Source organism: Pseudomonas kurunegalensis (assembly GCF_030291635.1).
GTDB lineage: Bacteria > Pseudomonadota > Gammaproteobacteria > Pseudomonadales > Pseudomonadaceae > Aquipseudomonas > Aquipseudomonas monteilii.
Genome location: NZ_CP127871.1, coordinates 3,240,310 through 3,252,717 on the forward strand (window position 1 = coordinate 3,240,310; position 12,408 = coordinate 3,252,717).

Below are 12,408 nucleotides of genomic sequence, written 5' to 3' on the forward strand. Positions count from 1 at the left end.
TCGCCCGATGATTCGCTATTGCCCCAATTGCAACACTGCACGCCCGGTACAGGAGATGTTCTGCGAGGGCAGCGTCGACCAGCACCCGTGCAACTGGGACCTCGCTGGTGAGCCGATCCACGCTGACGGCTGGCGCCCGCAGGTCATCCATACTCTGGACAAGCTTCCGCCGACGGATACGCCCCCGGCCCATGGCATCGCCTGTGAAAACGGCCATGCCATGAACCCCGGCGACCTGATGTGCCTGCAGTGCGATGCCCTGCCCGCCCAGCCCTCAATCAACGATGTGCCCGTTGCCCCGGTCGACGAGGAGCCCGCAACCAGCGAAACATTGATCGAAGGCTGGTCGCTGATCAGCCAGATCAGCAATACCGACGGCGTCCGAGAGCGTTACCTGGCAGAACACCAGGAAACCGCTCGCCAAGCGGTGCTGACCCTTTATCGACCAGGCGCGGAACCCGACCCAGCGGTCTACGACGTGGTCCGCCGCCTGCCACGCGAGCACGTGCCCGACATCATCGCCACCGGCCGCTGGGATGGCCGTGCATTCGAAGTGGTCGAGAAGCTGACCGGCGGCAGCCTCGCAGACCTCGGCGGCGTGATCCGTGAAGCTCACAGCGTGCGCCATGTGCTGCGCGAACTGGGCCAGGCACTGCATGCGTTCAACGAGGCCGGGCTGCGCCACCGTGACCTGCGCCCGGCCAGCCTGCTGATTCGTGCCCATGAGCCACTGGACCTGGTGATCAGCGGCTTTGGCTCGGCGCGCCTGTCAGAATTCGACCTGGATATCGTCTCGCCCCTGGAGACCAGCCGCTACATGGCGCCTGAAGCCATCGCTGGCGGTGTGGCTGCCGCCTCGGATTGGTGGAGCCTGGGCATGATCCTGCTGGAGCAACTGACCGCGGGTGCCTGCTTCGAAGGCATCCATGCCAATGCTTTCCTCATCCATGTACTGGCCAACGGCGTGCCGATTCCCGACGACCTCGACCCGCAGTTGCACCTGTTGTTGCGTGGCCTTCTGGCACGCGACCGGCATCAGCGCTGGCAATGGTCCGAGGTCGAGGCTTGGCTCGACGGTCGCTCGGTACAGGCGCCGGCTTCAGCCTTCGCCGAACGCGACTACGGCGAAGGTGCCACCGTGCAGCTGGGCGAAGCCTGCTATCACAAACCGGCGGTTTTCGCGCTCGCCGCTGCGCACGCCGAGCACTGGCAGCAGGCTCTCGACCACCTGATGCGCGGCGTCATCGTCACTTGGGCCGAGCAGCTCGGCCTCCCCCCCTCATTGCTCGCCGGCCTGCGCCAGGTGGCGCAGCATGACGGGCTCGAGGACGATTTCCGTTTGATGCTCGCGCTTAAACTGCTCAACCCGGAGATCCCGCTGATACACCGCGGCGATATCGTCACCCCGGGCTGGTTGCTGGCGCATCCGCTGGAAGGCTACCGGCTGATCAGTGGCTCAGTGCCCGATCTGCTGGAGCAGCTGCAGACCGATAACTGGCTTTCTCGCCTCAAACTGCGCGCCGAACAGGTTCGCCAGCGCGCCCTGCATCAGCAGATCGAACTGGTCGAAGAGACCTTGCGGGTATACCTACTATCGACCTCGCGGGCAAAGCTCACCAGCGAATGGCAAGCGCGCCAGCGCCTGCTGCCGGATACCGAGCACCCTGGCCTGCAGGCACTTGCGGAACGACGGGTCATCGCCGAAGAAGACCTGATTGTGCTGCTCAGTGCTTCGATCGGGCAATTCCGTTCAGTGGATGCGATCATCCAGGAAGCAGCTGAGCTGGCCAGCAGCGTCGAGGTCGGCTGGTTCGACAGCGAAGCTGCCACTGCGCTACTGCAGCACCCGCGCCAGGACCTTTATCACAGCGTCGATGAGCGCATACGCGGGTTCGCCCGCAGCGGTGTCGCCGCAGTGGATGCCTGGGCCGAACAATTCCGGCTGGAACGGCGTATGCCGCTGGCCCAGGCCCTGGTGCTGCTAGCCATTCCGGCAAGCCAGTGGTTTGAGCCGCAAAAGCAGCAGTATGTGTCACAGATCCTCGAGTTCTTCGAGAAGAAGGTGGTAACGGCAGTGATGCGCGGGCCGCTGGTGCGCATGAGCATCGGCAAGACCACCGCCCGGGTCGATCTCAACGAACTGCACAGCGAGCGCCATCCGGCCGCCGCCCTGCTCGACCACCTGCTGCTGCGCAACGAACGGGCCGTGAATTTGGACCCGGAATGCCTCCAGGCCATGCCGCAGATTGCTTCACGCCTGCACGCGCTACACCGGCAGAGCGCCTTGTACAAACGTGACACCGGCATTGACGGGCTGTACCTGGGTTTCCCGTTCCTGCTCAGTCGCGACCCACGCGGTACCACGCGCACACGCATCATTCCACTGCTGTTGTGGCCGGTAAAACTGCTGCTGGAAGTGGGCAGCCGCGGCCTTGCGGCCCTGGCCTTCGACAGCGAACGCGAAGAGGTACGCCTGAACCCCGCGTTGGAAAGCGTACTCGGGGCCGAAGCCTGCAAGCGCTGGCGCAAGACGGCCGACGAGTTGCTTGGCCGCTCCTCGATCCGCGCCAGCGATGTGATGGATGCGTTCGGCATGCTTGCCACCGCACGCTCGCGGAGCATCGTCGGCCTGCCGGCCAGCAGCATGGAAGTCGTGCCTTACCAGGACGAACTGGCCTGTGCCGGCGTGTTGTTCCACGTCACCTTCATGGGCCAGGCCATCGGCGAGGACCTGCGCCAGTTGAAGTCGCTCTCGCCTGCTGGCAGCGGGCTCGAGACAGCGTTGCGGCTCAGGGCCGACGAGCAAGCCGAGGCCGTGCCCCCACCGGCTGAACTGCACCGCTATTTCACCGTCGCCAGCGACCCTTCTCAGGAAGCAGCCGTACTGCAAGCACGCCAAGGCCCGGGCCTGCTGGTCGAGGGGCCACCAGGCACCGGCAAGAGCCAGACCATCGTCAACATGGTCGGCGACGCCATCGGCCGCCAGCGCAGCCTGCTCATCGTGTGCCAGAAGCACGCGGCGCTGGAGGTCGTGTACAAGCGCCTGGTGGCCGAAGGACTGGGCCAGCGCATCGTCATGCTCAACGACGTCAACCGCGACCGTGAGCCGATCATCCGCAGCATTCGCGAACAGCTGGAAACCCTGTTCATCGGTGGCGATGAAGGCCAGGGCCTGCTCCGCCAGCGCGAACAGGCGGCGGCGCGGATCGAGGCGCTCGAAGGCGAGCTGGATCGCTTCCACCAGAGCCTGCATCGCCCGGACCCGGCCACAGGCTTGAGCTACCGACGCCTGCTGGGTGAGCTGATCGCCCTCGAAGATGGGCCGCCTCCCCTCGAGTTCCCGGCATTGCGCCAGCGCCTGGCCGTGCTCGATGTTGCCAGCCTGACCCGCCTGGAAGAAAACTGCGCCCCCCTGATACGCCTGTGGCTGCCCGCCCGCTACGAAGGCAGTGCCCTGGCGCAGTTGCAGCCGTTCGCCACGGACCGCTCAACCCTGCAGGCCTTTACCGACAACCTGCAGGCCTTCAGCCAGGCTGAGCTGCAACGCCAGGCAACCCTGCAAGCACACCCGGCCAGCTTCGAGATTGAAGACCCTGCGCCGTACCGGACATGGATAGCAGCCCATGTGTCGGCCTTGCTCGGCCTGAGCCAGGAACAGCGGCTGCGCCTGGCCCGCTGGCTGCCGCTGTTCCGCAGCAAGGACGGCGAGCAGTTGCCACGCGGCGAGTCGATGCTGAACGAGTTGCGGCAGCTGCAACAGCAGCTCGACCAACTGCCCGAAGGCGATTACCTGCCTGCACTGTCGCCCGCGCTGAGCCTGCTCGATAGCAAGCCGCTGCGCAGCCTGGAAAGCGATTGCGCCCGGGTCATGGCCGCTCGCTCCTGGCTGGCGCGCATCAATCCGCTGCACCTGCTCAGGCGCAAGCGCCTGCGCGGTTTCCTCGAAGCGCAGGGTGACAGCCGTATGGATGAAGCCCTGCCAGGGTTGCGCGCGGCCATCGATCTGGAACAGCAATGGCGCCCCCTGCGCACCGAACTTGCTGCACTTCACCAAGCATTGACCCTGGACAGTGTCGCCGACCAGGCGGGCCTGGAACTGGCCGCCTTGGTCAAGGCTGATATCCGTCAGCTCGTCGAGATCCAGGCGTTGGCGCAGGCACTGGCACAGTCGCCTCGCGCACGTCAGGCAGATGACGCCGTGCTTACCGGCGACAAACAACACCTGGAGGCGTTGCTCGGCGATCTTGACGCCTCCCTGTTGCGCCAGGGCGTGCGCCAGTCCAGCCTCGACCAGCTCAAGCTGCTCGACGACTGGCTTGGCAACGAACTGGCTCAAAAGTTGCGGCATGCCGTGGAACACAACTTGAGCAACGAACTGGCACTCAGCAGCCTGCACGACGCCTTACCCCACCTGGAGGCCTACCAGGGTTTCCGGGCCCGCGCCGGGCAACTCGCCGAGGCTGACCTGGACCTGCTGGCCCTGCTGCGCCAGCGCCAGGCGCAACTCGACGCTTTGCCCGCCGCACAACTCGACGCCGCCGTCCGCCGTCTGCTCAACCGAGAAGCGCGGCTGGGCTGGAAGCACCGCATCGAACAGGCCAACCCGCAATTGCTGTTCAGCCAGGAAGAGGCGCAAGCCAAGGTCGCCAGCCTGGCTCAGGCCGATACCCGGATGCGTGAGCTCAACCGCCAGCTATTGGCCACCGGCATCGACCCGGCGCGCCTGGGCAGCCGCAAGCAGTGGGAGGACGTGACCCGGCTGACTGGCAAGCGCTCACGCCGGCTGCGAGAGTTTCTCGAACTGGGTGCACCGCTGGGGCTGATGACATTGCGCCCGGTATGGCTGATGAACCCGGACGTGGCCAGTCGGGTGCTGCCACTGAAGAACGGCCTGTTCGACACGGTAATCTACGACGAGGCATCTCAGATGCCGGTGGAATTTGCCCTGCCAACCCTGTTCCGCGGCCGAGTCACCGTGGTCAGCGGCGACGAGAAGCAAATGCCGCCGACGGCGTTCTTCTCCAGCCGGATCGAAAGTGACGAGGCCGAACTGTTCGATGGCGACGAGCCGGACGAGGACGCCGACGAAGAACAACGCGAGGCCTTCGAAGACACCTGGAACCGCCGCGAGATCAAGGACTGCCCAGACCTGCTGCAACTGGCGCGCAACGCCCTGCCCAGCACCACCCTGCAAATCCACTACCGCTCGGCCTACCGCGAGCTGATCGGTTTTTCCAACGCCTCGTTCTACGGTAATCGCCTGAACGTGCCGGTGCGCCACCCGCAGGCGAGCATCCGACAGCTCAAGCCGCTGGAACTGATCCAGGTCGAGGGCCTGTACCAGAACCAGAGCAACGCTGCCGAAGCCGAACGTGTCGTGCAGTACCTCGAGGCGCTCTGGCAGCTCCCTTACGCGCAGCGCCCTTCAGTGGGTGTGGTGACCTTCAACCGCAAGCAGGCCGAACTGATCGAGGAACACATGGAAGCCCATGCCACCGAGAACGAAGCCTTCCGCGCCGCCTACGCCCAGGAGCGCGAACGCAGCGAGGACGGTGAAGACATGTCGGTGTTCGTCAAGAACGTCGAGAACGTTCAGGGCGACGAGCGCGACGTGATCGTGTTTTCTTCCACCTTCGGCCGCAACAGCCAGGGCACCTTCCGCCGCCACTTCGGGGTGCTCGGCCAGACCGGTGGCGAACGCCGTCTGAACGTGGCGGTGACCCGTGCACGACGCAAGGTGGTGATGATCACCTCGATGCCCATCGCCGACATTTCAGACATGCTCAACACCCAGCGCGCCCCTGCCAGCCCACGCGACTACCTGCAAGGCTACCTGGAATACGCGCGAGCCCTGTGTGCCGGGGAATTCGACTACAGCGGCAAGCTGCTGAGCCGCCTGCAAACCGACCGCAGCAAGCCGACGCATGGGCACGACCAGGGCCGCGACGGTTTCGCCAGGATCGTTGGTGCATTCATCGCGTCCCTGGGCTGGAGCGCCGCCCCGGCCAGCGAAGGCGACGCGTTTGGCCTGGACTTTGCCATCGCAAGCCCGCAGACCGGTACCTATGCCATCGGCATCGAATGCGACGCACCCAGCCACGCCCTGCTCGAACGCGCCCGGGCCCGGGAGATCTGGCGGCCATCGGTACTGCGCCGGGCGATCCCGCAGATCCACCGCGTCTCGTCCCAGGCCTGGTACCACGACGGCGACAACGAGCGTGCCCGCTTGCGTGCGGCCATCGAGGGCGCCATGCAGGCTGAGCAGCAGACGGCCCCATCCAACAACAAGGAGACCTGCCAATGAGTGGCCCGAAGGTGGTGCGCATCGTCACCCGTGAAGAAATCATCGCCATTTGCGAAGGCCAACTGCGCCTTCTTGATCAGGCCGTGGCCCGCTGGGAGGCTCAAGCCGAAGGGCTTGGCCAATTGAACGAGCAGGAGCGCGCGGCCACGCGAGCACGGCAAGCACGATTGCGCGCCTTGCTCACTGACGACCAGTTCCGAGAGCTGCAGAAAGCCGTCCCGATTGAGATCGAGCACCTGCGACGCGACCAACTGGCCCGCGAGGAGCGCGCTGTTCGGCAAGCGACCGAGCAGCGTCAGCACCAACGCCGCCTGCGGGAAAACGCGGCGCTTCTGCTCAAGGCCCTGAGCGGCCGCACCGGCACCGCCGCGCACCTGGCGCAAGCACTGAGACAGCTGGCCGATGGCGCCCAGCTGGCCAATGCCGAGCAGCTGCTGGCCGAAGGCTTCGCCCAATTGAGCAGCAGCAATGAAGTGCAAACCCTTAGCGAACAGCAGCGGTCGCTGGCTCAGCGGCTCAAGGACGACGCCCCCACGCTCGACGTCAACACATGGTTGGCCGAGCGGGCTCAAACGATCCGCGACCCCCGCCTGCAGCAGATCGACCGACATATCGCCGAACTGCACCTGTTGCAAGGCGCTGCCTGTGCGGCGCCCTTCGTGCAAGCCTTGGCCCGGGCCGAAGCGCAGGTCCAGGCACAGCAGCGCAACTTGCTGCTCGACAGCCTGGTGATCGAGCTGGCAAACAATAGTCGTGACTTCCAGCTCAGTCGCGATTCGTTGGCCAAGCTCCACGACCTGGCAAACGAAGTGCGAACCCACCTGAATGCAGGGAACGAGACATTGCTCGAGCTGGTCAGCCAGTGCACGGCCGCCACCTCGCAGGCCATGGTGGAAGAGCTGACGAGCCGCTGCGAAGCGATTCTTGCCGCCCATGTGCAAGCGCACGCCGCGCTCGCCCGTCGCGCAGCCATGCTTCAGGGCCTGGCCGAACTCGGCTACGAAGTGCGCGAAGGAATGAGCACCGCGTGGGCCGAGTCGGGCAAGGTCGTGCTGCGCAAGCCAGCCACACCAGGCTACGGCGTAGAACTGGGCGGCAAGGCAGAGAACGGCCGCTTGCAAGTGCGAGCGGTGGCATTGAGTAGTGATCGCGACACCCAACGCGACAAGGATATCGAGACGATCTGGTGCAACGAGTTCGGCCGGCTGCAAGCGATACTTGAGGGCCACAGAAGCGAACTACTGATCGAGCGAGCGATGGGGGTAGGAGAGACGCCACTTAAAGAAGTACTTACCGCTGAAGACAGAGGCCTGGCTGCCACTGCACAGCTACAAACGAAATAATTTGGCGGATCCTATGCCGGCATAGCCGCTGAGGATGCCTGAAAACAACCGGTAAAAGTCTTTACTGACCCTACCGGCAATACAGGCGGCCACTCCTCGCACAAGACCACACGGAGGCCACCTAATGATCGACCATCTGGACCACCTGGTACTTACCACCGTCGATATCGACGCCTGCCGCGACTTCTACACCCGCGTTCTGGGCATGCAGCCGGAAACCTTCGGCGCCGGCCGCCTGGCGTTCCGTTTCGGTAACCAGAAAATCAACGTGCATGTGCGCGGCTGTGAGTTCGAGCCGAAGGCGCACCTGCCGGTGCCCGGCGCGCTGGACCTGTGTTTCATCGCCAGCATCCCCCTCGAGGTCGTGATCGCTCACCTGCGCAAGGTACACTGGCCCATCGTCGAAGGGCCAGTGCAACGCACCGGTGCCACCGGCCCGATCCGCTCGGTGTACCTGCGCGACCCGGGCCTGAACCTGATCGAGATCGCCGAACAAATGCTTGACTGACCACCAGCCGAGGTTACCGAGTAGTGCTGCAGAAACTGTGAATCGCCTGACACGCAGCGCGAAGCGACTCATCATCGAGCGCATAGGCAATACGCAGGTAACCAGGCAAACCAAACGCACTACCTTGAACCACGGCCACGTTGGCTTCTTCAAGCAATGCTATCGCAACCGCCTCGTCGTCAACGAGATCACTGCCACCTGACGAGCGCTTGCCGATCAGGCCAGCACAGTCAGCGAACGCGTAGAAGGCACCGCCCGGGACTTCGCAACTGATACCCGGCGCCTGGTTGAGCAGTTCGACCATGAAATCGCGGCGCCGCTGGAAAACTTCGCAGCTGTGAACGATAAAGCCCTTCGGACCGTCCAGGGCGGCGATTGCAGCGTGCTGCGAGATGGTACAGGCGCCCGAGGTCTGCTGACCTTGCAGCTTTTCCATCGCTTCGAGCAGCCAGCGAGGACCCGTGGCGAACCCGATGCGCCAGCCGGTCATGGCGTAGGCTTTCGACACGCCGTTCATGGTCAGTGTTTGTGCAGCCAGTCGTGGCTCGACCTGGGCAAGCGTGAGGAACTCACGACCGTCAAAGATCAGGTGTTCATAGATGTCGTCCGCCAGAATCAGTACCTGCGGATGGGCCAGCAACACCTCGGCCAGCGCCAGCAGCTCGTTGCGGTCGTACACCGCGCCCGTGGGGTTGGACGGCGAGTTCAGGATCAGCCAGCGGGTTTTCGGGCCAATGGCTTCGGCCAGCGCTTGCGGGGTCAGCTTGAAGCTCGACGCGGCGCCACAGGCAACAATTCGCGACTCGCCACCGCACAGCTCGACCATTTCTGGATAGCTGACCCAGTACGGCGCAGGAATGACCACTTCGTCGCCTTCGTTCAAGGTTGCGGCCAGGGCATTGAAGATGACCTGCTTGCCACCGCTGCACACCAGCGTGTCCTGCCAGCTGACATCCAGACCATTCTCGCGCTGGTACTTGCGGGCAATGGCTTCACGCAGTGCGCGAAGACCAGCCACCTGGGTGTAGCGAGTGTGGCCATCGTTGATCGCACTGATGGCCGCGGCACGGATGTGCTCCGGCGTATCGAAGTCAGGCTCGCCTGCACAGAGCGAAATGATGTTCGCCCCTTCTGCGCGGCGCGCAGCGACGCGGTCGATGATCGTGTAGGTCGCCGAAGGCTTGGCAGCCTCCAGGCGACGGTTCAGCGTTTCCAGGCTCACGCGTGCTCCTCCGGGTGGGAAAGGCCCATCAGGTCCATGGTGGTCTGGCCTTCGCGTAGCTTGGCCATGAACACGGCCTCTTTGTCGGCGCGCTTCTGGCCTTTGCGTAGCGTGCTTTCAACGGCATCGGCCGGGATGATGATGACGCCGTCCTCGTCCGCGACTACCAAATCGCCGACACTTACTTGCGCACCGCTGAAGTCGAACGACTTGCCTACCGAAGGCGTGGTTGCTTTAACGGTACCTTTGACCGAAATACCCCGCGCAAACACCGGGAATCCGTGGGCTTCAAGCGCGGCGATATCGCGCACGCCGCCGTTGATCACCAGCCCGACAATGCCCGCGGCCTCTGCCGCGACAGTGAGCACCTCACCCCAGTAGCCGGCGACGAAGTCGGCAGTATCACAAACCAGAACGCTACCGCGCGGCGCTTTCGCCACAGCCAGGTGCAGGCCCAGATTGTCTCCTGGCGAGCATTGCAGCGGGTAAGCTGGTGCCGCGATGAACGCGCCTTTCCAGACCGCACGAATATCACGATCGACCGCGCACGGCAGCCCAGAGGCCTCGTACAGGGTGGAGCTGCCGAGGACTTTTGCGATGTTCTGATAGTCGTCTGGAAGGCTCATGGTTGTTTGCTCTGCAGGGAGTGGTAACCGAGGGCGGCGCGAGCTTCCTTGAGGCTTTTGCCAGTGGCGATCTGTTCGCGGATCTGCGCTTCGACCTGTTCGATACGACGTGCCGTTTCAGCGACTTCCCGGGCACGATCACGCGGGACGATGACGACGCCATTGACGTCAGCGACGACGATGTCGCGGGCACAAACCCGGGCTTGGCCAACCGATACCGGCTGGTTGACAGCCACGACCTCCACTCGGTCCTTGCCGGTACGCATGAAGCGGCCCTTGCTGAACAGCGGGTAGCCTTCGCCCAGTGCTTTGTTCACATCGCGGCAGACACCGTCTATGACCGTGCCGGCAATACCGCGGGCCAAGGCGTACTGGGTCATGATGTCGCCCCACACCGTGCAATCGGGGCGGCCGTCATTGGCAATGACGACAACGTCACCGGGTGCTACTTCATCAATGAAGTCACCCACAGTGCCGGGCGGCGTGCTAGCACTGACGTACTGAACAGTGAAGGCCGGCCCGACCACAACTTGGCTGTAGTTGGCCAGTGGTGCGATACCGAAGGCCTGGCCAGGGAGACCCAGCTTGTCCATCGCATCGGACACACCTGGGGTGTCCAGGCCTTCGAACAAAGCAACGAGATCTTTATCGGAAAGGCTCATATCAGTGTTCCACCTTGATGGCTTCGAATTGGGTGTCGTGCATCACCTCTTCGACCGAACGGCCGGCACGGACGGCGTCGACCATACCGGCCTGGCGGCGATCGATACGCTCGGCCAGGTCGAGCACCTTTTCGATAGCGTGGGCCGGGACAAAAACGGTGCCGCATTCATCGGCAATCACGTAGTCGCCCTCCTCAACGTCAACCCCGGCCATGCGAACTTTCACGGCCGCGTCAATCTGGATGAGCCGGTTACGTGCACTGATCATGGTCACGCCGCGGCCGAAAACCGGATAGCCGATATCGGCGCTGCCGCGGATGTCGCGACTGAAGCCATCGATGATCGAGCCACGAATGCCTTTGCGCTGGGCTGCGTTGGCCAGGATGTCGCCCCAGCTGGAGATACCGTCGACGCCACCGGCGATCACCAGCACGCGGTCATCGGTGCTGATCTGCTCCACGACCGGGGTAATCAGGTGAACGGTGGGCGCCACGTCCTGCTTTGGCCCCAACTGCACGGTGCTGGCGCGGCCAACAATCTTCGGGCAGTTCCAGAGCGGCATCAGGCCGTTGGTGGCACCAGGCAGCTGGAGGAAATCCAGCGCGTCCGACACCGTGTTGGTATCGAGCGCAGCCAGGCGATCAAGCGGGGCTTTCAAGCTCATCGGTTGCAGGCCTCTTGTAGGTGAGGCTTGAGTATCTGCGACGAGATTTGATACGTATATTACGAAGAAGCTAAGCTTGTCATACCCAAAACCTATGGAAGCGTGCTGTGATCAACTTTCGCTTGATACGCCACCTCTGGCTGTTCCTGGCAGTTGCCGAGGACCAGAACTTCAGCCGCGCAGCCAAGCGACTGGGCATGTCGCAGCCACCGTTGACCGAGCAAATCCAGGCGCTCGAACAGTCCCTTCGCGTTCAACTGTTCACCCGCTCGCGCCGTGGCGCTCAGCTCACTGCAGCCGGAGCTGCAATCCTCCCGGCAGTGCGAAAGTTTGCGGATCAGTTGGAGCGTCTGGAATTGGCGGTCCACGAGGCCGTGACCGGTCACGCCGGTGTGCTGACCATCGGGGCGATCACATCGGCAATGATCGATGTGCTGCCCCGGCTGATCGAGCGCTTCAAGCAGGACCACCCGTTGATCACGGTTTCGGTTCGAGAAATCGACAGCGCGGAGGCGATTCCGGCGCTCGAGGCTGGCGATATCGACATCGCGTTTGCGCGCCTTGAAGGCAACCTTGGCCGGCACCTGCAGTCGATGCCTCTGTCAGAGGACCGACTGGCCGTCGCGATGCCCAAGGACCACCCTCTGGCCGCCAGTGACGCCATCGACCTGAAGACGCTTGCCGATGAAACGCTGGTGATGGCCTCAAGAGACGTAAGCCCTGTGTATTTCGATTATCTGGTGGGGCTATGCAAATCCAGCGGCTTCGCACCGCGTATCGTGCATCAGGTCCGCTCGGTCTCATCGCAGGTGGCGTTCGTCAGTTGTGGCCAGGGCATCGCCTTGGTGCCGACGTCCATGGACAAACTGGCGCCAGAAAATGTGCTGGTGCGGCCTTTGCAGCCGGAAGTGAAAGTTGTCACAACCGCCATGGCATGGCATGGCGTCAACAGCAACCCGCTGGTGGATGCGATGATCGATCAGGCCAAACAGATTTTTCCATCATAGGCTGGGCATATGACTGGGTTCGCGGCTTCGTATTTTACAAAGTGCGGGGCTGGAACGACATTGAGGCCTCTG

Annotated in this window: 8 protein-coding genes; 4 read left to right on the plus strand and 4 right to left on the minus strand. The window is 63.6% G+C overall.

Annotated features, from left to right (window positions below; translation table 11 throughout):
- Positions 1-7: 7 nt before the first annotated feature.
- The 3 genes from QQ992_RS14540 to QQ992_RS14550 all read left to right on the plus strand — a co-directional run bounded on the left by QQ992_RS14540 (position 8) and on the right by QQ992_RS14550 (position 8,155).
- A complete protein-coding gene (locus QQ992_RS14540; protein ID WP_286110026.1) occupies positions 8-6,304 on the plus strand; it encodes an AAA domain-containing protein in 6,297 nt (2,098 codons plus the stop codon).
- On the plus strand, positions 6,301-7,647 hold the full coding sequence (locus QQ992_RS14545; RefSeq protein ID WP_286110027.1) for a coiled-coil domain-containing protein: 1,347 nt from the start codon (positions 6,301-6,303) through the stop codon (positions 7,645-7,647). Before QQ992_RS14540 ends, QQ992_RS14545 begins: the two co-directional genes overlap by 4 nt.
- Positions 7,648-7,771: 124 nt before the next feature.
- Positions 7,772-8,155 carry a VOC family protein gene (locus QQ992_RS14550; protein ID WP_286110028.1) on the plus strand — a complete coding sequence of 128 codons (384 nt, stop codon included), beginning with the start codon at positions 7,772-7,774 and terminating at the stop codon, positions 8,153-8,155.
- A gap of 13 nt (positions 8,156-8,168) precedes the next feature.
- On the opposite strand, the gene QQ992_RS14555 is transcribed toward QQ992_RS14550, so the two are convergent.
- The 4 genes from QQ992_RS14555 to QQ992_RS14570 are packed head-to-tail and all read right to left on the minus strand — an operon-like array spanning position 8,169 to position 11,329.
- Positions 8,169-9,377 carry a pyridoxal phosphate-dependent aminotransferase gene (locus tag QQ992_RS14555; RefSeq protein ID WP_286110029.1) on the minus strand — a complete coding sequence of 403 codons (1,209 nt, stop codon included), beginning with the start codon at positions 9,375-9,377 and terminating at the stop codon, positions 8,169-8,171.
- Positions 9,374-10,003, minus strand: coding sequence for an RraA family protein (locus QQ992_RS14560; protein WP_286110030.1), 630 nt, complete (start codon positions 10,001-10,003; stop codon positions 9,374-9,376). Before QQ992_RS14560 ends, QQ992_RS14555 begins: the two co-directional genes overlap by 4 nt.
- Positions 10,000-10,665 carry an RraA family protein gene (locus QQ992_RS14565; protein ID WP_286110031.1) on the minus strand — a complete coding sequence of 222 codons (666 nt, stop codon included), beginning with the start codon at positions 10,663-10,665 and terminating at the stop codon, positions 10,000-10,002. Before QQ992_RS14565 ends, QQ992_RS14560 begins: the two co-directional genes overlap by 4 nt.
- A 1-nt stretch (position 10,666) precedes the next feature.
- A complete protein-coding gene (locus QQ992_RS14570) occupies positions 10,667-11,329 on the minus strand; it encodes an RraA family protein (RefSeq protein WP_286110032.1) in 663 nt (220 codons plus the stop codon).
- Positions 11,330-11,436: 107 nt separating this feature from the next.
- Between QQ992_RS14570 and QQ992_RS14575 the strand changes: the two genes are divergently transcribed.
- The gene (locus QQ992_RS14575) at positions 11,437-12,336 is read left to right on the plus strand and encodes a LysR family transcriptional regulator (RefSeq protein WP_286110033.1); all 900 of its coding nucleotides are present in this window, start codon (positions 11,437-11,439) and stop codon (positions 12,334-12,336) included.
- The last annotated feature ends 72 nt before the right edge of the window (positions 12,337-12,408 follow it).

What these genes read in the sequence shown, in the direction of transcription:
- QQ992_RS14540 (WP_286110026.1), top strand. Translation starts at nt 8, where the DNA reads ATGATTCGCTATTGCCCCAATTGCAACACTGCACGCCCGGTACAGGAG.
- QQ992_RS14545 (WP_286110027.1), top strand. Translation starts at nt 6,301, where the DNA reads ATGAGTGGCCCGAAGGTGGTGCGCATCGTCACCCGTGAAGAAATCATC.
- QQ992_RS14550 (WP_286110028.1), top strand. Translation starts at nt 7,772, where the DNA reads ATGATCGACCATCTGGACCACCTGGTACTTACCACCGTCGATATCGAC.
- QQ992_RS14560 (WP_286110030.1), bottom strand. Translation starts at nt 10,003, where the DNA reads ATGAGCCTTCCAGACGACTATCAGAACATCGCAAAAGTCCTCGGCAGC.
- QQ992_RS14565 (WP_286110031.1), bottom strand. Translation starts at nt 10,665, where the DNA reads ATGAGCCTTTCCGATAAAGATCTCGTTGCTTTGTTCGAAGGCCTGGAC.
- QQ992_RS14570 (WP_286110032.1), bottom strand. Translation starts at nt 11,329, where the DNA reads ATGAGCTTGAAAGCCCCGCTTGATCGCCTGGCTGCGCTCGATACCAAC.